The following is a 22,907-nucleotide window of genomic DNA, read 5'->3' as shown; positions in this document are numbered from 1 at the left end:
CGACCGTCCGCCCCGTTCCGCCCGAAGGAGACCCCGTGCGTCGCACGATCCTGGCCCTGGCCGCCGCGCTGCTGGCCCTCACCACCCTCGTCGGCTGCAGCAGCGGTGGGTCCGACACGCTGCGCGTCGGCACCGAGGGGACCTACAGCCCGTTCAGCTTCCAGGGCCCCGACGGGCAGCTGACCGGCTACGACGTCGAGGTCGCCCGTGCCGTCGGCGCCAAGCTGGGCAAGGAGGTCGAGTTCGTCCAGACCCCCTGGGACTCGATCTTCGCCGCGCTCGAGTCGCAGCGGATCGACCTCGTCGCCAACCAGGTCACGATCAACGACGAGCGGAAGGCGAAGTACGACCTCTCGACGCCCTACACCGTGTCCGAGGGCGTGATCGTCACCCGCGCCGACGACACCGCGATCCGGAGCCTGGCCGACCTGCGGGGCCGCACCACCGCCCAGTCCGCGACCAGCAACTGGGCCGAGGTCGCCCGCGGCGCCGGGGCGAACGTCGAGGCCGTCGAGGGCTTCGTGCAGGCCGTCCAGCTGCTCAAGGACGGCCGCATCGACGCGACGGTCAACGACACCCTGGCCGTCGGCGAGTACGAGAAGTCGACCGGGGACAAGGGCGTCAAGGTCGCCGCCACCACCGGGGACACCAGCGAGCAGGCCTTCGCCGCCCGCAAGGACAGCGGCCTGATGCCCGACGTGGACCGGGCACTGGCCGAGCTGCGGGCCGACGGCACCCTGGCGCAGCTGTCCGAGAAGTACTTCGGCAGCGACGTCAGCGGGAAGTAGATGGATCCCGCCACCTGGGAGCTGATCGGCCGCAACCTGTGGCCGATGCTGAAGGCGACGGTCACGATGACCATCCCGCTGACGGCGATCAGCTTCGTGATCGGGCTGGCGCTGGCCCTGCTGCTGGCGCTGGCCCGGATATCGTCGATCGCGGCGTTGTCCTGGCTGGCCCGCGCCTACATCTCGGTCGTGCGCGGCACGCCGCTGCTGGTCCAGCTGTTCATCGTGTTCTACGCGCTGCCACAGCTCGGGCTGGTGATCGACCCGTTCCCGTCGGCGGTGATCGCGTTCAGCCTCAACGTCGGTGGCTACGCGGCCGAGATCATCCGGGCGGCGATCCTGTCCATTCCGAAGGGGCAGTGGGAGGCCGCGCAGACCATCGGCATGGGGTACGCGACGACGCTGCGCCGGGTGATCCTCCCGCAGGCCGCGCGGACCGCCGTCCCGCCGTTGTCGAACACGCTGATCTCGCTGGTCAAGGACACGTCACTGGCCTCGACCATCCTGGTGACCGAGCTGCTGCGGGTCGCCCAGCTGGCCGCGGCGCCGACGTTCGACTTCTTCGCCCTCTACGGCGTGGCCGCGGTGTACTACTGGATCGTCTGCCTGATCCTCTCGTCCGTGCAGGTGCGGGTGGAGGCGCGGCTGGAGAGGTACGTGGCGCGATGAGCGACCTGCTGACCGTCCGGGGCCTGCGCAAGTCCTTCGGGACGCTGGAGGTCCTGCGTGACATCGGGTTCGACGTCCCCGCCGGGACCGTGACCGCCGTGATCGGGCCGTCCGGCTCGGGCAAGACGACGGTGCTGCGCACCCTGAACGCGCTGGACCGGGCCGACGCCGGGGTGATCACCATCGGCGATCTCGCGGTCGACTTCGGCGCCCCCGTCGACCGGGCCACGCTGGCCCGGTTCCGGTCCCGGACCGCGATGGTGTTCCAGTCGCACAACCTGTTCCCGCACCGCACCGTCCTGGAGAACGTCATCGAGGGCCCGGTGATCGTGCAGAAGCGGCCCCGGGCCGAGGCGACCGCGGACGCCCGGCGGCTGCTGGACCAGGTGGGGCTGGCCGAGAAGGCCGACCAGTACCCCTACCAGCTCTCCGGCGGCCAGCAGCAGCGCGTCGGGATCGCCCGTGCGCTGGCCCTCGACCCGCAGCTGATGCTGTTCGACGAGCCCACCTCGGCGCTGGACCCCGAACTCGTCGGCGACGTCCTGCGGGTGATCAAGGACCTCGCGACGGCGGGCCGGACGATGGTCATCGTCACCCACGAGATCCGCTTCGCCCAGCAGGTCGCCGACCAGGTCCTCTTCGTCGACGGCGGGGTGGTGGCGGAGTCCGGTCCGCCGTCGCAGGTGCTGGTCGAGCCGGCGCAGCCCCGCACCCGGCAGTTCCTGAAGCGGATCCTGGACCCGCTCTAGACCTCGGGCGGGGCGCCGCCTTCATCGCCGTGGACCTCGATCCACTCCTCGCGGAACCGGCGCAGGAACTCCTCCAGGGCCGCGTGCCGCCGCTCGCCCATCTCGCGGCCGGCGGCGGTACGCAGCTCGCCACGCAGCCGGAGCAGCTTCTCGTGGAAGTGGGCGACGACCGAGCCGGTCGGCCCGGACCGGTAGCCACCGCTCGCGACGCCCGCCCCCGGGTCCCACAGGGGTTCGCCGATCGCGCCGCCGTAGGCGAACGCGCGGGCGATGCCGGTGGCGCCCATCGCGTCGAGCATGTCGGCGTCGTGCAGGCAGGCGGCGATCCGGTCCGCGGTGGGCGCCGTGGCCGCCTCGGAGAACGAGTACCGGCCGGTGGCCTCGACGGCGTCGAGCACCGGGTCCCACAGCTGCTCGGCGACCCCGCCGCGGCGCAGTGCGTCCCGGGCGTCGTTGCGGACCTCCGCGGGCGCGACGACCCGGCCGAGCCGGGCCTCGGCGGCCCGGTGGTGGTCGTGCACGTACGCGGCGACGGCGGCGACGAACCCGTCGAGCCCCTCCCGCACCGACAGCCGGGCCGACAGCCCGGCGACCCGGTCGAGGTGTCCGAGGTCGTGCGCGACGTCCGCACCGGCCATGTCACCGGCGACGACGTCGCGCAGCCGCCGCAGCTCCCCGGCGCCGCTCACGCCGGGCTCCCGGCCGCGACGACACGGGGCTCGGTGTCGGCGACCGAGCCGCGACGCAGCCACAGCAACCCGGCGACCAGCAGCCCCAGGGCGCCGCCCGCCGCGTACCCGCCCGGCCCGACGAGGTCGATCATGACGCCGGACAGCGCCTGCCCGACCGAGACACCGAGCACCGCGGCCATCACCATCCAGTTGAACGCCTCGGTCGCCGCCCCGGCCGGAGCGGTCTGCTCGACGCCGAGGGAGTGCGCGGTCACCTGCGGGGTGATCAGCGCGCCTGCCGCCATCATCACCACGGCCAGCAGCACCAGCGAACCGAGCGGGGAGACGAGCCCCATCGCCGTCACCAGGACGGCGAAGCCGGCGAGCAGGACCGGCAGCCGCAGGTGCAGCGGCCGCGGCCAGGGCCGCATCCCGTAGAGCACCCCGGTCAGCACCGAGACCACCGACCAGAGCGAGAGCAGGAGCCCTCCGGCGGCGGGCGAACCGGCGAACGCGGTCGCGGCGATCACGCCGACCTCGGCGGTCCCCGCCACCAGCCCGAACCCGAGCGACGCCAGCGCCACCGTCCGCAGCCCGGGCCGCCGGAACACCCCGAGCAGCCCGGCCTCGACCGGCAGCGACCCGTCGGCGCGCTCGGCGCGGATGCGGGCCGAGCGGCGGCGTACGGCGGCGGTGAGCGCGAACCAGGTGGTGCCGACGATCTCCGCGGTCGCCGCGGCGACGAGCGCGGTGCCCGGCCACGGCGTCGCCACCACCAGCACAGCGGCCAGCGCGGGCCCCATGATGAAGAAGATCTCGAGGCTGATCGCCTCGTAGGTGTAGGCGGCCTCGCGGCGCGGCCCGGGCGGGGTCAGGTCCGACCACAGCGCTCGTGACGACCCCTCGAACGCCGGCGTGACGAGCCCGGTGACGACCGCGACCGCCACGGCGAGCGGCAGCGCCGCCCGGAACTCGATGCTCAGCACCAGCCCGGTGACGCACAGCAGGTACGCCGCGACGAGCACCAGCATCGGCCGGGTCGGGCCCAGCCGGTCCAGCACCCTCCCCTGCACGACCGTGCCGACGGCGGTCCCGACGAGCAGCGCCGCGGAGACCGCTCCGGCGACGGCGTAGGAGCCGTGGACCTCGCGGACGTAGAGCAACGTGGCGAGGCTGTGCATCGCGATCGGGAACCGACCGAGGACGGAGGCGCAGACCGGCGCGGCCGCCCCGGGGGTCCCCAGGGCGGCGCGGTAGTCGGAGAGGGCGGCGGGCACGCCCCAGGATCACATGTTCTGGGACGTCCGTACCAGAGAATTCAGCGAGCGCGTCGCGCGAGCCGCTCCGGCTCCAGGATCAGCACGCTCTTGCCCTCCAGCCGCAGCCAGCCGCGGTGCGCGAAGTCGGCGAGCGCCTTGTTCACGGTCTCGCGGGAGGCGCCGACGAGCTGGGCGATCTCCTCCTGCGTAAGGTCGTGGGTGACCCGCAGCAGACCCGACTCCTGGGAGCCGAACTGGCGCGCGAGCTGCAGCAGCGACTTCGCCACCCGGCCCGGCACGTCGGTGAAGATCAGGTCGGCGAGCATGTTGTTGGTGCGGCGCAGGCGGCGGGCCAGCACGCGCAGCAGCTGCTCGGCGATCTCCGGCCGCTTGCCGATCCACTCGCGCAGCGCGCTGCGGTCCATGGTGTAGCAGCGCACCTCGGTGACCGCGGTCGCCGACGACGTGCGCGGGCCCGGGTCGAAGATCGACAGCTCGCCGAACATGTCCGACGGACCGGCCACCATGAGCAGGTTCTCCCGGCCGTCGGGGGACTTCCGGCCGAGCTTCACCTTCCCACCCGACACGATGTAGAGGCGGTCACCGGGCTCTCCCTCGGAGAAGATGACCTGCCCGCGGGAGAACTCGGCAGTCTCCAGAGCTTCCGCCAGCGCCTCGGCGGCCTGGGGCTCCACACCTTGGAAGATCCCTGCCCGGATCAGAACCTCGTCCACTGCAATGCTCCTCGTTCACCGGCCGTGTCGTCACGGCGGGTCGTCGGCGCGTCAGTGTAGAGGTCTTCGCCACACACGTGCGCACCACTGGCCCGATCGGATTGACATCCGATCGGGTCCGATTCGTCGCGGGGCGCTGTAGCGCCTCCTGCACCCGATCTTGTCAGGCCGACGGGACCTGGCTCCGACGAGCCCCCCGACGGCGCCGGTTGCGCAGCCGGAACAGCTCCAGCGCGCGGCCCGTGCCGGACCGGAACAGGGCACGGACCTCGTCCGGCCGGGGCTGTTCGAGCATCTCGTCCAGCTCGTCCTGGCGCACGGTGGACTCCCGCATGCGGGACTCCACGCGCTCCATGCCGAGCGCGAAGAACATCACGAGCAGCGGGACGAGAACGCTCAACCAGGCAGTCATGGCGACTCCGATCCTCTCGTACGGGTTCGGAGCCCGGCCGGTCGGGGGTGGTCGCGTCGGAGGCTTCGTGACGCGTTCGTGACCTCGTAGCCCGTTCGGCGCACACCCGACCGGGGGCGGGCGCCGCTCGTCGGACGCGTCGCCGCGCCGGACGGTCGACCACGCTCCGACGCGAACCGGACCGCGCGCGGCGACGAGCGGTGCACGGCGCGACACCGTGACACGACTGTCGGTGCCCACCCGTACGCTCGGTCACGTGAGCACCTCCGCCGGACGGACGTCGCGGGCGTCGCGGCCCACCCCCCGCGCCGCAGCCGGTCTGGCCGCGCGCGTCGCGGCCGGGGAGAGCCCGATCGGGCGAGCACGCCGGGTCAACCGCATCCTGCGGGCGTTGGCCGAGGCCTACCCGCACGCGCACTGCGAGCTGGACTTCACCACCCCGCTCGATCTCGCCGTCGCGACGATCCTGTCCGCGCAGTGCACCGACGAGCGGGTCAACCAGGTCACCCCGGCACTGTTCGCCCGGTACCCCACCGCCGCGGACTACGCCGGCGCCGACCGGACCGAGCTCGAGGAGCTGATCCGCTCCACCGGCTTCTACCGGAACAAGGCGACGTCACTGATCGGGCTCGGGGCCGCCGTCGTCGAGCGGCACGGCGGGGAGCTGCCGTCGACGCTGGACGAGCTGGTGAAGCTGCCGGGCATCGGGCGCAAGACCGCGAACGTCATCCTCGGCAACGCGTTCGGCGTCCCCGGGATCACCGTCGACACCCACTTCGGACGCCTGGTGCGCCGCTGGGGCTGGACGACCGAGGAGGACCCGGTCAAGGTCGAGCACGCGATCGGCGAGCTCGTCCCGCGCCGGGACTGGACGATCGTGTCCCACCACGTGATCTTCCACGGGCGCCGGGTCTGCCACTCACGCAAACCGGCCTGCGGCGCCTGCACGCTCGCGGCGGACTGCCCCGCCTTCGGCCTCGGCCCCACCGATCCGGGCGAGGCCGCGGCGCTGGTCAAGGGGCCGGAACGGGACCATCTGCTCGCACTCGCGGGGATCGCGGGGCCCTCCGGGGACGGCCGGTGACCAGGACAGGCGCCTCCCGCTCCGAGATCGTGTCGACCGTGGTCGTCGTCGTCCTGGTGGCGATCGCGGTCTGGGCGCTGTGGCCCTCGGGATCCACCACGGGCGGGGGCGCCGGCAGCGATCCCGCGGCGAGCGCGGCCCCGGCCGACCGGCCCGAGACCGACCTCGCCGCCGCGGACCCGCAGGCGCTGGCCGCCGCGCGTTCCTCGGCCCGGCTGGCCCCCTGCCCGGTCCCGTCCGGCGCGACACCGGCCGGTCCGCTCGCCGGGATCACCGTGCCGTGCCTGGGCGCCGACGGCCGCACCGACCTGGGCGCCGCCCTGGCCGGGCGTCCGACGCTGGTCAACTTCTGGGCGTCGTGGTGCGTGCCGTGCCGCGAGGAGCTGCCCGCACTGCAGGCCTACGCGCAGCGGCCCGGCGCACTGCCGGTGCTCACCGTCGACGTGCAGGACGACCCGGTGGCCGCGCTGACCCTGTCCGCGCAGCTGGGGGTCACCCTGCCGGCCGTGACCGACCCGCAGCGGGCCGTGCGCCGCGCGCTGGACACCCCGCCGCTGCTGCCGGTCAGCTACGTGACCCGCGCCGACGGCGGCGTCGCGATGGTGGACCCGCCCGTCCCGTTCCGGACCGCCGACGACGTCGCGGCCGCCGTGGAGCGGTTCCGGTGACCGCGCACGCGGACATTCCGCGGGTGCCCGAGCCCGACCCCGCGGCGACGCCGGCGTCGCTGCGCCCGCTCGTCGACGGGGCGCTGGGCCTGGACCCGGCCTGGTTCGGGTGGCGACGCCTACCGCCCGACAGCGGCGAACCGCGCCGGGCCTCGGTGCTGATGCTGTTCACCGACGCGGAGTCCGGGGGACCGGACGTGCTGCTCACCGAGCGCGCGGCGACGCTGCGCTCGCACGCCGGGCAGGTCGCCTTCCCCGGCGGCAGGCTCGACCCGACCGACACCGGCCCGGTGCACGCCGCCCTGCGGGAGGCCCGGGAGGAGACCGGGCTGGACCCGTCGGGGGTCGTGCCGCTGGCCGTCCTGCCCGACCTGTTCATCCCGCCCACCGGCTTCCTGGTGACCCCGGTGCTGGCGCACTGGGCGTCGCCGTCGCCGGTGCGGGTGGTCGACGCCGCCGAGGTCGCCCGGGTCGTCCGGGTCCCGGTGGCGGTCCTGACCGACCCGGCGAACCGGTTCACCGTGCGCGGCCCCAGGGGGCACACCGGCCCCGCCTTCGACGCCGCGGGCCTGATGGTCTGGGGTTTCACCGCGGGCCTGCTGTCCGCGCTGCTGCAGCGGTCCGGTTGGGAGCGTCCGTGGGACGCCGGCCGGGTCCTCGATCTCGACGACGCCTGGGCCCGGGCCCGGCGGCACGAACCGGAAGGAGTCCGGGTGGACGACCACGGCGTGGTGGACCGGTGAGCATCAGCTGGGTCGACGTCGTCGTCGTGATCCTCGCTCTGCTGGCCGCGGCGTCCGGCTGGCGGCACGGGGTCGCGGTGGCGCTGCTGTCGTTCGCCGGCGTGCTGACCGGCGCGGTGCTGGGGCTGCGGCTCGCCCCGTTGCTGGCCGGGCAGGTGGAGTCCCAGCAGGGGAAGGTGCTGCTCGGGATCGGTGTGGTGGTGCTGCTCGTCGCGCTCGGTGAGGCGACGGGCGTCTATCTCGGACGGTTCATCCGCGACCGGATCCGCGGCGAGGGCACCCTGAAGGTCGACTCCACGCTGGGCGCCGGCGTGCAGGCGGTCGCGGTGGTGGTGGCGGCCTGGCTGATCGCGCTGCCGCTGTCCTCGACGAGCTTCTCCACCCTGACCAGCGGCCTGCGCGACTCGCGGGTGCTCGCCGGGGTGGACGACGTGATGCCGGACGCGGCACGCAAGCTCCCCGCCGAGCTGCGCCAGCTCCTCGACGACTCCGGCTTCCCCGACGTCGTCAGCCCGTTCTCGCGGACACCGGTCGCCGCGGTCGGCCCGCCGGACTCCGCGCTCGCGCAGTCGCCGGTGGTCACCGAGGTCCGCGACCGGGTGCTGAAGGTGCGCGGGCGCGCCCCGTCCTGCCGTCGCGCGCTGGAGGGGACCGGGTTCGTCGTCGCCCCGCAGCGGGTGATGACCAACGCGCACGTCGTCGCCGGGACCTCCAGCACCACCGTCGAGGTGACGACGTCCAGCGGACGGACCCGCCAGCTCGACGCCCAGGTCGTCTACTACGACCCCGAGGTCGACGTGGCCGTGCTCGACGTGCCCGACCTCGACGAGCAGCCGCTGCAGTTCAGCCCGGACCCGGCCGCCGTCGGCGACGACGTGATCATCCTGGGCTACCCGCTGGACGGCCCGTACACGGTCACCCCCGGCAAGATCCGCGAGCGGATCCGGCTCCGCGGACCGGACATCTACGAGCAGGGCAGCGTGCTGCGCGACGTCTACACCGTCCGCGCGGTGGTGCGCTCCGGGAACTCCGGCGGTCCGATGATCACACCCGACGGGCGGGTGGTCGGCGTCGTGTTCGGCGCCGCACTGGACGACACCGAGACCGGTTTCGTACTGACCGCCGAGCAGGTCGGGCAGGCGTTGAACGTGGCGGCGAGCGGCGCATCGTCCCCCGCCGACACCGGGAACTGCGCCTCCTGACCCCACCCCACGTCGTTCCACGATCCGGGAGGGAATGGCCGGATCGTGGGACGGATGCTTAGCGTGGGTACATGACCTCCGTCGACGTGACCCGCACCCGGCGTCGCTGGCTGGTGCTCGCGGTGGGGGTGTTCGCGCAGACGGCGGCCTGCTCGTTCGTCTACGGGCTGCCGTTCGTGGTGCCGCTGCTGCGCGACTCGGCCGGGCTGACGCTGGCGCAGGCCGGTGCCTACGTCGGGGCCCCGACGGTGGGCCTGCTGTGCACCCTCGTCCTGTGGGGGCGGCCGCGGACCGGTCCGGTGAACGCGGCGTGATGACGATCGGGCTCGTGCTGTGCGCGCTGGCCGTCGGGGCGGCCGCACTGCTCCCGCTCGGGCCGGGCCCGGCGCTGCTGGTGCTGCTCGGGCTCGGCGGGGCGGGGGCCGCGTCGGTGTTCGCCGCCAGCGGCCGGATGGTGATGGGGTGGTTCGCCGTCCACGAGCGCGGGACCGCGATGGGCATCCGGCAGACCTCGCAGCCGCTGGGGGGCGCGCTGGCCGGCCTGACCCTGCCGACGCTCGGCGCGGCCGTCGGGCCGTTCCGGGCGCTGGCGCTGCCCGCGGTGCTGTGCCTGGTCGCGGCGGTGCTGGTGCTGACGCTGGCCCCGGATCCGCCCCGACCGCAGCGGCCTGCCGGTGCGGAGCCGGAGCGTTCCCCGTACCGGACGTCCGTGCTGTGGCGGGTGCACGGCGCCAGCGCGCTGCTGGTCGTCTCGCAGTTCGCGGTGTCGGCGTTCGGCACCGAGTACCTGGTCCGGGAGCAGGGCTGGCACGTCGCCGCGGCGGGCGCCTTCGTCGCGTGCGGCCAGGTCGCCGGCGCGGCCGGGCGGATCGCGACCGGGGTCTGGTCGGACCGGGTCGGGTCGCGGCTGCGCCCGATGCGCCAGGTCGCGGTGGCCGCGACCCTGGTGCTGCTGCTGTTCGCCCTCGGCGACGCCGTCGCCGGGTGGCTGGCGGTGACGATGCTGGCCGTCGGGGCGGTCGTCACCGTCGCCCCGAACGGCCTGGCGTTCACCAGCACCGCCGAGATCGCCGGCCCGGCCTGGTCCGGGCGTGCTCTGGGTGTGCAGAACACCGGGCAGAACGCCGTCGCCTCGGTCGTGCCGGCGGCCCTGGGGCTGCTGGTCGGCACGACCGGCTACGCGGCGGCCTTCGCGATCGCCGCGGTCGCGCCGCTGGCCGCGGTGCTGGTCACCCCGGTCCGCGAGGAGCGACGGCGTCAGGGCGACGGCGTGTAGGCGAAACCGTCCCCGGCCCGGCGGACACGGCCGGGGGGAAACGCGGGACGGCAGCGGCAGCCCGGACCCCATGGGGCCCGGACGGCCGGTGTGCCGGCTCAGCGGGTGATCGTCTGGTCCCGCCCGGGGCCGACGCCGATCGCGGACACCGGCGCGCCGGTGAGCTCCTCGATCCGCGCCACGTAGGCCTGGGCGGTGGCCGGCAGGTCCTCCCAGGTGCGGGCGGCGGACAGGTCCTCGACCCAGCCGGGCATCTCCTCGTAGACCGGGACGGCGTGGTGGAAGCCGGTCTGGGTCATCGGCATCTCGTCGACGCGGTGGCCGTCGACCTCGTAGCCGACGCAGATCGGCACCGACTCCAGCCCGGACAGCACGTCCAGCTTGGTGAGGAAGAGGTCGGTGATGCCGTTGACCCGCACCGCGTAGCGCCCGATGACGGCGTCGAACCAGCCGCAGCGCCGCGCACGGCCGGTGTTCACACCGACCTCGCCGCCGGTCTTGCGGAGGAACTCGCCCATCTCGTCGTGCAGCTCGGTCGGGAACGGGCCGGAGCCGACGCGGGTGGTGTAGGCCTTCAGGATCCCGATCACGCGGGTGATCTTGTTCGGGCCGATGCCGGACCCGACCGACGCGCCGCCCGCGGTCGGGTTCGAGCTGGTCACGAAGGGGTAGGTGCCGTGGTCGACGTCGAGCAGGGTGCCCTGCGACCCCTCCAGCAGCAGTGTCTCGCCGCGCTCCAGGGCCTCGTTCAGGAGCAGCCGGGTGTCGACGATCTTGTCGGCGAACTCCTTCGACTGCTCCAGGACGGTGTCGACGACCTCGTTGAAGTCCAGCGCGCGCCGGTTGTAGACCTTGACCAGGATCTGGTTCTTCAGCTCGAGCGCGGCCTCGACCTTCTGGTGCAGGATCTTCTCGTCCAGCAGGTCCGCGGCGCGGACGCCGACCCGGGCGACCTTGTCCTGGTACGCCGGGCCGATGCCGCGACCGGTGGTGCCGATCTTGGCCTTGCCCAGGTAGCGCTCGGTGACGCGGTCGATCGCCACGTGGTACGGCATGATCAGGTGCGAGTCGGCCGAGATCAGCAGGCCGGAGGTGTCGACGCCGCGCCGCTCCAGGCCCGCCTTCTCCTCGATCAGCGCCTCGGGGTTCACGACGACCCCGTTGCCGATCACGTTCTTCACGCCCGGGGACAGGATCCCGGACGGGATGAGCTTCAGCGCGAAGTCGCGACCGTCCGGCGTGACGACGGTGTGGCCGGCGTTGTTGCCGCCCTGGTAGCGGACGACCCAGCCGAACTGTCCGCCCAGCAGGTCCGTCGCCTTGCCCTTGCCCTCGTCGCCCCACTGGGCGCCGATCAACACGATTGCGGGCATGTAAGAGACTCCAGTTCACACACGCTCGTCACGGTCGCGGACCCGGGCGTGATTTCCGGTTTCCGCGGCGAGGAGGGTACTCGATCAGTGGTTCCGACCGATCCCGAAGCGGTGCTCCTCGACTGCCTGCCGCAGCGGCGTCACCGTCTTCCCTTCCACGGTATCCGGCCCGGCGCGCGGCGGGAACGCCCACCGTCGGCGCTGGTGTCCGATCCCGCGGTGCGTTCGGTCACCGTGGGTCCGCGCCCCGGGAAAGCGGAGGTCGACGCCCTCCTCCCGGCGCGGCGGCTCATCGTGCACGGTGACGACGCCGACCTCGCCGCCGTCCTGGTCCGGTTGCTGCGGCGCGACGCCCTCGACACCGAGGTCGCCTACCTGCCGGTGTCGCGCCGGTCCCGCGCCGCCGCGAACTGGGGACTCCCGACCCGGTTCGACGACGCCGTCGCCCTGGCCCGGTCCGGCGCCGCCCGCGAGATGCCGCTGGTGCGCGACGACAACGGCGGCGTCCTCGCCGGCCGCGGGGAGATCCCCGACCTCTACGGCGAGGCCTACTGCGATGCGACGCGGGTGCTGCACGGCCGCGTGAAGAGGCTCGTCGTCGACGCAGGGCCGGAGGGAGTCCAGGTGCGTGCGGGGCGTGGGGTGACCGGAGCGACCGGGCGGGCGATCCAGATCGGGACGACGGGTGCGACGCCCGTCCGGGACGGCGTCCCGCACCCGCGGGAGATCAAGCGCTGGGCCTGGTACAAGCACACCGAGCCGTGGCGACCGGTGCTGCCGGGCTGATCAGCGGCCGGGGTCCTCGGGGGCGAGGACGGCGTCGGTCGCGGTGACACCGACGTCGAACACCTCGTCGGTGGGGACGACGTAGCGGTTGCGGTGGTCCTGCCCGCCCGCACGACCTCCCGGGACGCCACCGGTCATCGGGCCGTAGCCGGCGGCGCCACCCCGTGCCTCCGCCGCCCGGGTGCCGGTCCACTGTTCGGTCGCACCGCCGCTCCGCGGGCCGGTGGTACGGGGCTCGGTGCCCCACGCCGTCCCGGGCCCCACACGGCTCCCCGGAGATTGCGGCTCGGCCGACGCCCCCGGCAGCCGCGCGGCGCCGCGGGAATCGCCGAACGGGGAGCCGTAGCCGCCGCGGCCCGATCCGGTGCCGCCGCCGTAGGAGCCGGTCCCGCCGGGTCGGGGCTCCGTGACGGGCCGGACGAGCTGCTGCCGCCGGGCCTGGTCGCCGAACCGGCGTGCCAGGTCCTCGCGGGTACGGGCGGCGTCCAGCATCGGGGCCCGGGTCGGGATCCGCGTGCGGTCCGATGCGGGCGGGGTGCGGAAACCCGGGGCCGGGACACCCCCTCCACCGGTGCCCGGCGCCGGTCCGTTCGGCAGCGGGACGACGGGCGAGGGCCCGCCACCGGGTCCGGCCGCGGGTCCGGCAGCCGGTCCGAGACTGCCACCCGGCCCGCCCCCGAGGGCTCCGCCTGCCCCGCCGACCGGCGGGCCGGGGGGCGCCGAACCGCCCGGGGGAAGCCCGATCCCGGCCGGTCCCGGCACGGCGGCGGAGCCGCTGCCCGCAGCGACGGGGACGTTCGCGCCGACGGAGACGCCGGGGTGCGGCCCCGACGCTCCGCCGCCCCCGGACGTCGCACCCGGGGTCGACCCGGCCGGGGGCGCGACGGCGGCCTCGGTGGTGAAGCGGTCGTCGATGGCCGAGGTCTCGGACTCGTACTGCTGGAGCGCGCGGTTCGCGATCTCGTCGTTGATCTGGTTGTGCTCGGCGATGGTGACGTGGTCGGTGCCCCGGCCCTGGAGGGACTGCCAGGCCTCGCTGATGTTGTCGCCCGCGCGCTGGATCCACGAGAACTCGGCCGGGTCCATGAACCGGACCTGACCGCGCATGCGCTCGAACGCGCTGCCGTGGTCGAGCATGCGGTCGGCGCCGTTCTGGGCGACGGTCGCGGTGCCGTCGACGCCGGTCGCGGTGCGGTCCAGGGATTCCTGGGCCGCCTGGGCGGCGGGGCCCTGCCACGAGATGCCGAGGTCGGCCATGCCGCGGTCGAGGGTCTGCTTGGTCGCCGCCATGTCGTCGACGAGGGAACGCAGGCTGTCCGCTGTCTGCCGGGTCGCCTCGGCGCCCGGTTTGCCGAGGATCCATGCCGACTTCGTGGCGATGTCGAAGGCTTCGTAGTTGTAGCAGCGGGGGAGAGGCACGGTCGGGTCCCTAACGCTCGAGCAGCGGGCCGTTGTACGGGGGAGCGGTGGATTTCAGGGTCGCCGTGTTCTCGTCCTCGATCAGGCCGTACTCCTGGGCGGCCCTCTTCAACCGGTCACGGGCCTCCGCAATCTCGGTGACGTACTCCGCGTGGATCTTCGTAATAGAGTCGATCTTCGGTTGGAAGACAGTCACCGCGTCGAGGGAGACGGGGTCCTCCGCGCAGGGAGGAACATTCTTCAGGTTCAACACATCGTGTCGCTTCGTCCTCAGCGCTCGAACCTGCTCGTCCAGCCGCTGGTACACAGCCATGACGTTCTCTACATCGACCTGGAGCATCAGTGAATCGCTGGCTGAGTTCCGAGGCTCATGGGCGGAGGTCCGCATGCTGTCGAGGCTATGTCGGCTGGCAGGCCACGACGCCGAATTGGTCAAGTAGGTTCGCAGGCGCGAACGCCGTCATCGAGAACGAGCGGCCTTCAGGTAGCTCTGCGCGAGCATCTCGGCTCGCCGGCATACGTCATCCGACGATCCACGTGTCAGCTCGTCATACCCGAAATCCTGAATCTGGACCCGAACGCTGGCGTTGTCGGCCGCGTCGAGATACAAGGTGCATAGCGGCGCCGTGTCCTCACTCTCGACCATCCGGACGGCTCCGTATCCGTCGATGACTGTGACCGTGGCACCTCGCGCCGTCGCGACTTTAGTGGCGGGCGTCTGGATAGTCTGCACAGAGTAGTTGTCGACGGAGTCGTTGTTGCCCCACCCGCACACACGACTCGGACCGTCCGCGAGGGCAACAACCGAGGGCTCATCGCCCTCGACACCGAAGCGTTGTCGAAGCTCGGGGGTCATCGCCACACAGGGGTCGACGTTCGCCACATCGATCTCCGCCGGCCTCTTCGGGAACGGCCCCTCCGGCTCCGCACTCCCACACCCCACGACCACCCCGCACACCACCAGCAGGACGAGAACGAGTCGGACCACCAGCGACGCTCCCCCGGACAGGAACAGGACCGCAGCAGGCTAGCCCGCCGCCGTCGTCCCCGGGCCCGTTCCGGTCAGGCCGCGGCCGCCGAGTCGTCCGGACGCCGGTGGTAGCTGTCCACATAGGTCTGCTCCGAGAGGTCCGCGATGGCGTCCATGATCTCGTCGGTGACCGCGCGCCGGATCGCCGGCGCGCCCTCCAGCCCGTCGTAGCGGCTGAACTCCAACGGCCGCCCGAAGCGGATCTCGACGCGGGCCAGGCGCGGGAACAGCCGTCCGATCGGCTGCACGCGCTCGGTCCCGATCAGGCCGACGGGCACGACGACGGCTCCCGTAGACAGGGCGAGCGACGCGACGCCGGTGTGCCCGCGGTGCAGCTTGCCGTCAAGGGAGCGGGTGCCCTCCGGGTAGATGCCGAACGCACCGCCGCGCTCCAGGACCTCGCGTCCGGCCGCGAGTGCGGCGAGGCCGGCACGGGCGTTGGCCCGGTCGACCGGGATGTAGCCGAGCGCTCCCAGGAACGCCGCCATCAGGCGTCCGCGCAGGCCACGACCGGTGAAGTACTCGGCCTTGCCGAGGAAGGCGACCTTGCGCGGGGCGACGAGCGGGATGAACGCCGTGTCGACGGCCGCGCGGTGGTTCGCCGCGAGGATCACCGGCCCGGTGGCCGGGATGCGGTCCGCCCCGCGCACGCGGGGCCGCCACACGAGCCGGACGAGTGGCGCGAGGACGTAGCGGATGAACAGCTGCACCGTGAACCCCGATCGATGAGCGACGTCCACAACTCCGTGCAGGGGGACCCGACGTCCCGGCGCCGAACGACGCCCGATTCTGCTCCGTGACCGACCGGTGACGGAAGCCCCGCAGCCCGTTCAGTCCACGTCAGGATCGGCGAACTGGGCCCGCAGGGCCCGCAACGCCTCGCTGCGGGTCAGCCCGGTCGCCTGCAGCAGATCGATCGCGATCGAACGGACCTGCGCGACGAGCACCGCCGCCGACCCCGCGGGCGCCGTCTGACCCTCCGCCGGCCGCACGACGACCGCACCCGGGTCGGCGAGGACCGGCGCGTGCTGCACGGCCTCCAGGATCGGGCCGCGGGCCTTCTCCCGGTCGCCGTCCTGCCCGAGCTCCCCGATCAGCGCCTCGACGGCGGCGGCCAGCTCGGTGATGGCGTCCGGCAGACCGGGCGGGACCGGTTCGCCGTCCTCGATCGCGGTCATCGCGCGCCGGGCGAGCACCCGGGCGTTGCGGTGGGCGTAGTCGGCCCGTTCGGCGAGGGTCCGGTAGCGGCGCAGCATGGCCCGGCGCGGCCGGTGCATCGGCGAGACCGTCACGACCTCGCCCGCGGAGCTGACGGCGGTGCGCAGCTCGTCGATGACGGCCTGGGTGTCGCGGGCCCGGGCCAGCGCCCGCGACGCGTTCTCCCGGTCGCCCTCGCGCAGCGCCGTCGCGGTCTCGGTGAGCACGGTGACGAGGTCGTCGAGCACCCGGCGGGCGACCCGGCGCACGATCCGGACCGGGTGCGCGGGGATGACCGCGGCCACCAGGATCCCGGCGAGCCCACCGATCAGTGCGTCGATGCAGCGGTCGATCCCGCCGGTCTCGGTGGGCGGGAGTAGCGTCGTCACCAGCACCGCGGAGACCGCGGCCTGGTTGACGAACAATGTGCCGCCGTCGGTGAAGACCGCGACGACCAGCGCGAGCGCGACGACGAGCACCAGCTGCCAGAGGCCGCTGCCGATCCGCGCGATCAGCAGGTCACCGACCAGCACCCCGATGCTCACCCCGACGACGAGCTCGGCGGTGCGGCGCAGCCGCGAGTTGAGCGACATGCCCAGGCTGAGCACGGCCGCGATCGGCGCGAAGAACGGCCGCGTGTGACCGACCAGGTCACCGGCCACCCAGAGGGCGAGCCCGGCGGCCATGGAGCACTGCAGGATCGGCAGCCACGACGTGCGGACGCGCCGGGCGCCGGCCCGGCCACGTGAGCGGACCCGATCCCACGCGGCCACGGGCGTCAGGACACGCCGAGGGCGGCGAGCGCCTCCGGGTCCGAGTCGGAGATCAGCGTGCGCAGCCGCTCGACCTCGGGGGCCTCCCCGATCGCCGTGGCGGCGCGCAGCAGCGCCCCGCAGGACCGCAGGAAGCCCTGGTTCGGCTCGTGCGACCACGGGACCGGGCCGAAGCCCTTCCAGCCGTTGCGGCGCAGCTGGTCCAGGCCACGGTGGTAACCGGTGCGGGCGTAGGCGTACGCGGCCACGGTCTCGCCGGCGTCGAGGGCGCGCTCGGCGAGCACCGCCCAGGCGATCGACGACGACGGCGACCCCGCCGCCACCTCCGACGGGTCCTTGCCCGCCGCCAGGTCCGCCGCCGCGGGGTCGACCGGGAGACGCGTGTCGTCGGGCTCGAGCAGGTTGCCGTGCAGACTCATGGCGCCATCCTGGCGCGTGCCCACCGGTCGTCGCCAACCGGTGGGCACGCGATGAGGATCCGGACCAGGGCTCAGAGGGCCTTGCCCGCCGACTTCAGCGACTCGCAGGCCTCGATGACGCGCTCGCTCATCCCGACCTCGGCCTTCTTCAGGTACGACCGCGGGTCGTAGACCTTCTTGTTGCCGACCTCGCCGTCGATCTTGAGCACGCCGTCGTAGTTCTCGAACATGTGCGACACGATCGGCCGAGTGAAGGCGTACTGGGTGTCGGTGTCGACGTTCATCTTCACGACGCCGTAGGTCAGCGCCTCGTGGATCTCCTCGAGCAGCGAGCCGGAGCCGCCGTGGAAGACCAGGTCGAACGGCTTGGCGCCGGCGTCGAGGCCCAGCTTCTGCACGGCCACCTCCTGGCCCTGCTTGAGGATCTCCGGGCGGAGCTTCACGTTGCCCGGCTTGTAGACGCCGTGCACGTTGCCGAAGGTCGCGGCCAGCAGGTAGCGGCCCTTGTCGCCGGCACCGAGGACGTCGACGGTGCGCTCGTAGTCGCCGGGGGCGGTGTAGAGCTTGTCGTTGATGTCGTTCGCGACGCCGTCCTCCTCACCGCCGACGACGCCGATCTCGACCTCGAGGATGATCTTCGCCTTGGCCGCCTGCTCCAGGAGCTCGGCCGCGATCTTCAGGTTCTCCTCGAGCTCGACCGCGGAGCCGTCCCACATGTGCGACTGGAACAGCGGGTTCTGCCCCTTGTCCACGCGCTCCTGGCTGATCGCGATCAGCGGACGCACGAACGAGTCCAGCTTGTCCTTGGGGCAGTGGTCGGTGTGCAGCGCGATGTTGACCGGGTACTTGTCCGCGACGACGTGCGCGAACTCGGCGAGCCCGACCGAACCGGTGACCATGTCCTTCACCCGGGTGCCGGACAGGAACTCCGCACCACCGGTCGAGACCTGCACGATGCCGTCGGAGCCCGCCTCCGCGAACCCGCGCAGCGCCGCGTTGAGGGTCTCGGTGCTGGTCACGTTGATCGCCGGGTAGGCGAACTCGCCGCTCTTGGCGTTGTCCAGCATCTGGTTGTAGATCTCGGGCGTGGCGATGGGCACGGGGCCTGCCTCCTCGTCGTCGGCGGTCGCTGCTCCGCGCAGCGCTCCTTGTCTCCGGGTGAGTATCACGTACCCACGGCGAAGGGGGAGCCATCGTCGGTGATGGGCCTGGTCTCACCGCGGACGACGTCGCCGACCGCCGCAACGGGTGACACTGCTGCGTGAGACTGCTGCACCGGGTAATGCTGCGAAGGCTGTCGGTGGTGGTCGCTAGGGTGGTGGTCGTGGAGGAGGAGCGCGCCGAGAACGCCGTCGACCGGACGCTGGGCCGGTTGCGCGCCATCGACAGCCGACCGGCGCCCGAGGGCACCGGGCCGCATCAGTTCGCCCCGGGCACGGCGCCCGACCCGGTCGACGGGCCGGGTGGATCCGGAGCCCGGCAGGGGCCGGACACGCCGCTGACCCTGGCCGACCTCTACCGCGACCACCGGCTGCGGCTCATGCGCCTCGCGATGCTGCTGGTGGACATCCCGGCCACCGCGGAGGACGTGGTGCAGGAGGCGTTCACCGGCCTGCACCGGCACTGGTCCGGGCTGCGGGACGAGACCGCTGCCGTCGCCTACCTGCGCGCGGCCGTGGTGAACGGGTCGCGCTCGGTGCTGCGGCGCCGTCGCACGGCGCGCGAGTACGTGCCCCCGCACGCGGCGAACGCCCGCTCGGCGGAGTCGCTGGCCATGCTGTCGGCCGAGCACCAGTCGGTCGTCGACGCGCTGGCCCAGCTCCCGCCGCGCCAGCGCGAGGTCCTCGTCCTGCGCTACTACGGCGGGCTGACCGAGTCCGAGATCTCCGAGGCCGCCGGGATGAGCCGCGGCACGGTGAAGTCCACCGCCAGCCGCGCGCTCGACGCCGTCGCCCGGATCATGGCCGAGCGCGCCGGGACCGAGGCCGTCCGGCGTCCGGGAGAGCTGCGATGACCGGCCCCCAGCCGCCGCAGCCCGGCCGCGACGACGCCGCCCGCCGGATCGGCGAGGCGCTCCAGGCCCAGGCCCGCGGGCGCCCGATGCCGCGGCGTCCCGCGGCGGGCCCGGCCCCCGTGCCACCGCGCGTTCCCGGCCGGATCCCGCCGCCGGTCCCGCGTCCCGCGCCGCCCCCGCAGCGCCGGCCGCAGCAGACCCCGGCGCCGGCGCCCGCCCGTTCGGCGACCGGCCAGATCGTCTGGGCCGCTGTGATCGCGCTGCTCCTCGGTGCCCTGCTCGGCGGGGGTCTCGCGCTGGTCTCGGTGCTCCTGCCGGGTGCGCTGCCCGCCCTCGGCTGAACCGCTCACAGCACCTCCACAGCGACGGCGACGTCGGCCCCCGTCACCCGGCCGGTACCGTTTCTCGACGTGACGGTTCTCGCCGCGACGCAGACGCTCGCCCTCGGTCCCGACTGGCTCGACCCGGCGGTGATCATCGAGTCCCTGGGCCCGTGGGCCCTGGTGGGCGTCGCCGCGATCATCTTCGCGGAGTGCGGGCTCCTGCTCGGGTTCTTCCTCCCGGGCGACTCGCTGCTGTTCACCGCGGGCCTGTTCGTGGCGCAGGGCGCGATCGACGTCCCGCTGTGGCTGGTCAGCCTGGTGCTGGTGGTCTCGGCTTTCGCCGGCAACGCCGTCGGCTACGGGATCGGCTACCGCGCCGGCCCGGCGATCTTCGACAAGCCCAAGTCGAAGCTGTTCAACCCCAAGCACGTCGAGAAGACCCACGAGTTCTTCGAGAAGTACGGCAACCGGGCCATCGTCCTGGGTCGGTTCGTGCCGATCGTGCGGACCTTCATCACCGTCAGCGCGGGCGTCGCGCGGATGGACCCGAAGCGGTACCTGACGTACTCGCTGATCGGCGGCGTCGCCTGGGCGGCGGGCGTGACGGTGCTGGGCTACTTCCTCGGCCAGTTCACCTTCGTCCGTGAGCACATCGACCTGATCCTGGTCGCGATCGTGCTGGTCTCGGTGCTGCCGATCGTGTTCGAGGTGCTGCGGGCGCGGGCCGCGTCGAAGCGCGGGGGTCCCGCCGGCCCGGTCGACGGCGTCGCGGGCGCCGCGGCCGGTGCTGCCGCCGCCACCGTCACCGGCCACAGCGCCGACGACGACCCGGCCGCGGTCACCATGCAGATGCCCGCCGTCGGGAACGGCCCGGCACCGCAGCACGGGCAGCCCCGGGACGGTCAGGCCCCGTACGCACCGCGGCCCGGTCGCGCACCGCAGAGTGGTCACGCCCCGCAGAGTGGTCACGCCTCGCAGAGCGGTCGCGCCCCGCAGCACGGCGGGCCCGCGCCCCGGCCCGGCGCCGGGCCCCGTCCCCAGGACGGCACCGAGCCGCCGTACCGCCACACCACCGGCCGCCCCGCGATGCCACCCCGCGCGGGCGGCTGAGCGTCGACCGGCACGTTTCCGCCCCCGGCGGGGCGGAAACGTGCTGATCACCAGGCGTCGGACAGGTCCGCGTGCTCGCGGATCCAGCTGTGCATCACGATGCCGGACGCCACGCCGGCGTTGACCGAGCGCGTCGAGCCGAACTGGGCGATCGACACGACCAGGTCCGCGGCGTCGCACAGCTCCGGGGAGAGTCCCGGGCCCTCGGCGCCGAACACCAGCACGCAGTCCCGCGGCAGCGACGTCCGCTCCAGCCGGGCCGCCCCCGCGACGTTGTCCACCGCGACCACGGCCAGACCGTGCTCCCTGGCGAACGCGACGAGCCCGCCGGCGTCGGCGTGGTAGTGCAGCCGCAGGTAGCGGTCGGTGACCATCGCGCCGCGACGGTTCCACCGCCGTCGTCCGACGATGTGCACGCCGGCGACGCCGAAGGCGTTCGCCGTGCGCACCACCGTGCCGATGTTGTGGTCGTGGCCGAGGTTCTCGATCGCCACGTGGAACGGGTGCGCCCGGCGCGCCAGGTCCGCCGCGACCGCCTCACGACGCCAGTAGCGGTAGCGGTCGACGACGTTGCGCCGGTCCCCCTGCTCCAGCAGCTCCGGGTCCCAGTGGTCGCCGTCGGGCCACGGCCCGGCCCACGGGCCTACACCGACCTGGCCGGGGACCGACCACTCGCTGGGCCCTGGCTCGCTCATCCCAGCTGCAGGTCCGCCAGCCCCAGCAGCGCGCGGTACGGCACGCCCTCCGCCTCGACCGCCTCCCGGGCGCCGGTGTCGCGGTCGACGACCGTGCACACGCCGACGACGTCGGCGCCGGCCGCCAGCACCGACCGGACCGCGGTCAGGACCGAGCCGCCGGTGGTGGAGGTGTCCTCGACGACCAGCACCGGGAGACCGGCGATGTCCGGGCCCTCGATGAGCCGCTGCATCCCGTGCTTCTTGGTCTCCTTGCGGACGACGAACGCGTCGACCGGGTCGGTGTCCGGCTCGGCCGCCGCCGCGTGCAGCACCGCCGTCGCGACCGGGTCCGCGCCGAGTGTCAGCCCACCCACCGACCGGTAGGTCCAGTCCGCGGTGAGCTCGCGCAGCAGCCGCCCGATCAGCGGGGCCGCCTCGTGGTGCAGCGTGACGCGGCGCAGGTCGATGTAGTAGTCGGCCTCCGCGCCGGAGGAGAGCGTGACCCGCTCGTGGACGACGGCGATCTCCCGGACCAGCGCGGCCAGCCGGGAACGATCGGTGTGTGCGGAGCTCATGTGCGATCCCTGTCGAACGTCGCCGTGATGCGTCGCAGCAGGCCCCGGGGCAGCACCCCGGTCGCCCCCACGATCGCCTTGTACTGCCGGGAGGGCACCGAGACGACCCGCCCCCGGCCGAGGTCGGCGAGCGCCTCGTCGACGACCTGGGAGGCCTCTAGCCACAGCGGGCCGCGGCGGCGCCGACGTCGATGCCCGCGCGCTCGTGGAACTCGGTGCGCACGTAGCCGGGGCACAGCACCATCGCGCGCACCCCGGTGCCCTGCAGCGACGCGGCGACGCCCTCGGTGAAGGAGATGACCCACGCCTTGTCGGCCGCGTAGGTGGAGCCGCGCCCGGCCAGGAAGCCCGCGACGCTGGCGACGTTCAGCACCGCGCCGGTGCCGCGGTCGACCATTCCGGGCAGCACGGCCCGGGTCAGCTCCAGCACGGCGGCCACGTTGACCTGCAGCTGCCGGGCCAGGTCGGCGGCGTCGTTGTCCAGGAACGACGAGCCCAGCGCGAGCCCGGCGTTGTTGACGAGCAGGTCGACCGGGGCGAGGTCGGGATCGGCGAGGCGGCGCACGACGCGGGCCCGCTGGTCCGGTTCCGACAGGTCGGCCGGCAGCAGCTCGACGACCACGCCGAGGTCGCGGTAGCGCTGCGCGGCGGCCTGGAGGCGGTCGGCGTCGCGCGCCACGAGCACGAGGTCGCGGCCGTCGGCGGCGAGCCGATCGGCGAACGCGGCACCGATCCCCGACGACGCGCCCGTGATCATGACGGAGGGCACGCGGAGAGCCTAGTGCGTCCGCACCCGACCGGCGCAGGCGCGACGGTGGCCGACGGGCCCGGTGTGACCCGCACGACACGGGTGTCCGGCGACCTGCGTGAGACCGGCCGCTCTCGCGTGCCGGTGCACCACGAAGCCTTTACCGTCGAGGCCATGACGTCCGAGGCGCTGCCGATCCAGCGGCCGG

At 73.6% G+C, this 22,907-nt stretch carries 27 protein-coding genes and 1 pseudogene; 13 read left to right on the top strand and 15 right to left on the bottom strand.

Annotated features, from left to right (window positions below):
• Nucleotides 1–35 precede the first annotated feature (35 nt).
• Genes KPL59_RS18935 through KPL59_RS18925 form a run of 3 tightly spaced genes read left to right on the top strand, consistent with a single transcriptional unit; the run spans nt 36 to nt 2,206 of the window.
• On the top strand, nt 36–788 hold the full coding sequence (locus tag KPL59_RS18935) for an amino acid ABC transporter substrate-binding protein (RefSeq protein ID WP_020628206.1): 753 nt from the start codon (nt 36–38) through the stop codon (nt 786–788).
• Nucleotides 789–1,457, top strand: coding sequence for an amino acid ABC transporter permease (locus tag KPL59_RS18930; protein WP_020628207.1), 669 nt, complete (start codon nt 789–791; stop codon nt 1,455–1,457).
• The gene (locus KPL59_RS18925; protein WP_020628208.1) at nt 1,454–2,206 is read left to right on the top strand and encodes an amino acid ABC transporter ATP-binding protein; all 753 of its coding nucleotides are present in this window, start codon (nt 1,454–1,456) and stop codon (nt 2,204–2,206) included. The genes KPL59_RS18930 and KPL59_RS18925 overlap by 4 nt, the downstream gene beginning before the upstream one ends.
• Here the strand turns inward: KPL59_RS18925 and KPL59_RS18920 are convergent.
• The 4 genes from KPL59_RS18920 to KPL59_RS18905 all read right to left on the bottom strand — a co-directional run bounded on the left by KPL59_RS18920 (nt 2,203) and on the right by KPL59_RS18905 (nt 5,282).
• On the bottom strand, nt 2,203–2,895 hold the full coding sequence (locus KPL59_RS18920) for an HD domain-containing protein (RefSeq protein WP_226361554.1): 693 nt from the start codon (nt 2,893–2,895) through the stop codon (nt 2,203–2,205). The genes KPL59_RS18925 and KPL59_RS18920 overlap by 4 nt on opposite strands.
• The gene (locus KPL59_RS18915) at nt 2,892–4,154 is read right to left on the bottom strand and encodes an MFS transporter (protein WP_226351182.1); all 1,263 of its coding nucleotides are present in this window, start codon (nt 4,152–4,154) and stop codon (nt 2,892–2,894) included. Before KPL59_RS18915 ends, KPL59_RS18920 begins: the two co-directional genes overlap by 4 nt.
• A gap of 41 nt (nt 4,155–4,195) precedes the next feature.
• Nucleotides 4,196–4,870, bottom strand: coding sequence for a Crp/Fnr family transcriptional regulator (locus KPL59_RS18910; protein ID WP_020628211.1), 675 nt, complete (start codon nt 4,868–4,870; stop codon nt 4,196–4,198).
• Nucleotides 4,871–5,033: 163 nt separating this feature from the next.
• Nucleotides 5,034–5,282, bottom strand: coding sequence for a hypothetical protein (locus KPL59_RS18905; protein WP_043282623.1), 249 nt, complete (start codon nt 5,280–5,282; stop codon nt 5,034–5,036).
• A 352-nt stretch (nt 5,283–5,634) separates the two neighbouring features.
• On the opposite strand from KPL59_RS18905, the gene nth reads away from it, so the two are divergent.
• The 6 genes from nth to KPL59_RS18880 all read left to right on the top strand — a co-directional run bounded on the left by nth (nt 5,635) and on the right by KPL59_RS18880 (nt 10,255).
• The gene (gene nth / locus KPL59_RS18900) at nt 5,635–6,366 is read left to right on the top strand and encodes an endonuclease III (RefSeq protein ID WP_226362104.1); all 732 of its coding nucleotides are present in this window, start codon (nt 5,635–5,637) and stop codon (nt 6,364–6,366) included.
• Nucleotides 6,363–7,034: a TlpA disulfide reductase family protein gene (locus KPL59_RS18895; protein WP_226361553.1), complete on the top strand. Its 672-nt coding sequence runs from the start codon at nt 6,363–6,365 to the stop codon at nt 7,032–7,034. Before nth ends, KPL59_RS18895 begins: the two co-directional genes overlap by 4 nt.
• Nucleotides 7,031–7,777, top strand: a complete 747-nt coding sequence (locus KPL59_RS18890) for a CoA pyrophosphatase (RefSeq protein WP_020628215.1) — start codon at nt 7,031–7,033, stop codon at nt 7,775–7,777. The genes KPL59_RS18895 and KPL59_RS18890 overlap by 4 nt, the downstream gene beginning before the upstream one ends.
• A 2-nt stretch (nt 7,778–7,779) precedes the next feature.
• Nucleotides 7,780–8,979: a MarP family serine protease gene (locus KPL59_RS18885; protein ID WP_075312640.1), complete on the top strand. Its 1,200-nt coding sequence runs from the start codon at nt 7,780–7,782 to the stop codon at nt 8,977–8,979.
• 71 nt (nt 8,980–9,050) lie between these two features.
• Entirely contained in the window at nt 9,051–9,293 is a 243-nt protein-coding gene (locus KPL59_RS37020) for a hypothetical protein (protein WP_308187914.1), read from the top strand.
• Nucleotides 9,293–10,255, top strand: a complete 963-nt coding sequence (locus tag KPL59_RS18880; protein WP_308187913.1) for an MFS transporter — start codon at nt 9,293–9,295, stop codon at nt 10,253–10,255. The genes KPL59_RS37020 and KPL59_RS18880 overlap by 1 nt, the downstream gene beginning before the upstream one ends.
• A 98-nt stretch (nt 10,256–10,353) precedes the next feature.
• Here KPL59_RS18880 and KPL59_RS18875 read toward each other — a convergent pair whose 3' ends face one another.
• Nucleotides 10,354–11,628 carry an adenylosuccinate synthase gene (locus KPL59_RS18875; RefSeq protein ID WP_075309460.1) on the bottom strand — a complete coding sequence of 425 codons (1,275 nt, stop codon included), beginning with the start codon at nt 11,626–11,628 and terminating at the stop codon, nt 10,354–10,356.
• Nucleotides 11,629–11,847: 219 nt separating this feature from the next.
• Here KPL59_RS18875 and KPL59_RS18870 point away from each other — a divergent pair, with 219 nt between their 5' ends.
• Nucleotides 11,848–12,414 (top strand): hypothetical protein, encoded by a 567-nt coding sequence (locus KPL59_RS18870; protein WP_226361552.1) that lies wholly within the window; start codon nt 11,848–11,850, stop codon nt 12,412–12,414.
• Here KPL59_RS18870 and KPL59_RS18865 read toward each other — a convergent pair whose 3' ends face one another.
• The 7 genes from KPL59_RS18865 to fbaA form a co-directional block, all read right to left on the bottom strand.
• Nucleotides 12,415–13,833: a WXG100 family type VII secretion target gene (locus tag KPL59_RS18865; protein WP_226361551.1), complete on the bottom strand. Its 1,419-nt coding sequence runs from the start codon at nt 13,831–13,833 to the stop codon at nt 12,415–12,417.
• Between the two features lie 10 nt (nt 13,834–13,843).
• Entirely contained in the window at nt 13,844–14,173 is a 330-nt protein-coding gene (locus tag KPL59_RS18860) for a PE domain-containing protein (protein WP_226361550.1), read from the bottom strand.
• A gap of 120 nt (nt 14,174–14,293) precedes the next feature.
• On the bottom strand, nt 14,294–14,821 hold the full coding sequence (locus tag KPL59_RS18855; protein WP_226361549.1) for a DUF3558 family protein: 528 nt from the start codon (nt 14,819–14,821) through the stop codon (nt 14,294–14,296).
• Nucleotides 14,822–14,895: 74 nt separating this feature from the next.
• Complete coding sequence (locus KPL59_RS18850; protein ID WP_226351174.1) at nt 14,896–15,573, bottom strand: 1-acyl-sn-glycerol-3-phosphate acyltransferase; 678 nt, start codon at nt 15,571–15,573, stop codon at nt 14,896–14,898.
• Nucleotides 15,574–15,693: 120 nt separating this feature from the next.
• Nucleotides 15,694–16,833 (bottom strand): aromatic acid exporter family protein, encoded by a 1,140-nt coding sequence (locus KPL59_RS18845; RefSeq protein ID WP_226361548.1) that lies wholly within the window; start codon nt 16,831–16,833, stop codon nt 15,694–15,696.
• 5 nt (nt 16,834–16,838) lie between these two features.
• Nucleotides 16,839–17,252 (bottom strand): DUF3151 domain-containing protein, encoded by a 414-nt coding sequence (locus KPL59_RS18840; protein ID WP_020623386.1) that lies wholly within the window; start codon nt 17,250–17,252, stop codon nt 16,839–16,841.
• Between the two features lie 71 nt (nt 17,253–17,323).
• The gene (gene fbaA, locus KPL59_RS18835) at nt 17,324–18,352 is read right to left on the bottom strand and encodes a class II fructose-bisphosphate aldolase (protein ID WP_075309450.1); all 1,029 of its coding nucleotides are present in this window, start codon (nt 18,350–18,352) and stop codon (nt 17,324–17,326) included.
• A gap of 224 nt (nt 18,353–18,576) precedes the next feature.
• On the opposite strand from fbaA, the gene KPL59_RS18830 reads away from it, so the two are divergent.
• From KPL59_RS18830 to KPL59_RS37015, 3 genes are all read left to right on the top strand, one after another.
• On the top strand, nt 18,577–19,266 hold the full coding sequence (locus KPL59_RS18830) for an RNA polymerase sigma factor (RefSeq protein ID WP_226351188.1): 690 nt from the start codon (nt 18,577–18,579) through the stop codon (nt 19,264–19,266).
• A complete protein-coding gene (locus KPL59_RS18825; RefSeq protein WP_226351172.1) occupies nt 19,263–19,607 on the top strand; it encodes a hypothetical protein in 345 nt (114 codons plus the stop codon). Before KPL59_RS18830 ends, KPL59_RS18825 begins: the two co-directional genes overlap by 4 nt.
• Before the next feature lie 69 nt (nt 19,608–19,676).
• Nucleotides 19,677–20,699: a VTT domain-containing protein gene (locus KPL59_RS37015; RefSeq protein WP_308187912.1), complete on the top strand. Its 1,023-nt coding sequence runs from the start codon at nt 19,677–19,679 to the stop codon at nt 20,697–20,699.
• 47 nt (nt 20,700–20,746) lie between these two features.
• Here KPL59_RS37015 and KPL59_RS18815 read toward each other — a convergent pair whose 3' ends face one another.
• The 3 genes and pseudogenes from KPL59_RS18815 to KPL59_RS18805 form a co-directional block, all read right to left on the bottom strand.
• Nucleotides 20,747–21,394 (bottom strand): RNA methyltransferase, encoded by a 648-nt coding sequence (locus KPL59_RS18815; protein WP_226361547.1) that lies wholly within the window; start codon nt 21,392–21,394, stop codon nt 20,747–20,749.
• Nucleotides 21,391–21,951, bottom strand: a complete 561-nt coding sequence (gene pyrE / locus KPL59_RS18810; protein ID WP_020625733.1) for an orotate phosphoribosyltransferase — start codon at nt 21,949–21,951, stop codon at nt 21,391–21,393. Before pyrE ends, KPL59_RS18815 begins: the two co-directional genes overlap by 4 nt.
• Nucleotides 21,948–22,720, bottom strand: a pseudogene (locus tag KPL59_RS18805) (SDR family NAD(P)-dependent oxidoreductase). The gene pyrE and the pseudogene KPL59_RS18805 overlap by 4 nt, the downstream one beginning before the upstream one ends.
• Nucleotides 22,721–22,907 lie beyond the last annotated feature (187 nt).

The sequence above is a fragment of the Pseudonocardia sp. ICBG1142 genome (genome assembly GCF_020496255.1).
In the GTDB taxonomy this organism is placed as follows: domain Bacteria; phylum Actinomycetota; class Actinomycetes; order Mycobacteriales; family Pseudonocardiaceae; genus Pseudonocardia.
Note: the sequence above shows the minus strand (reverse complement) of the source record. Positions and strands in the feature narration are given on the sequence as shown.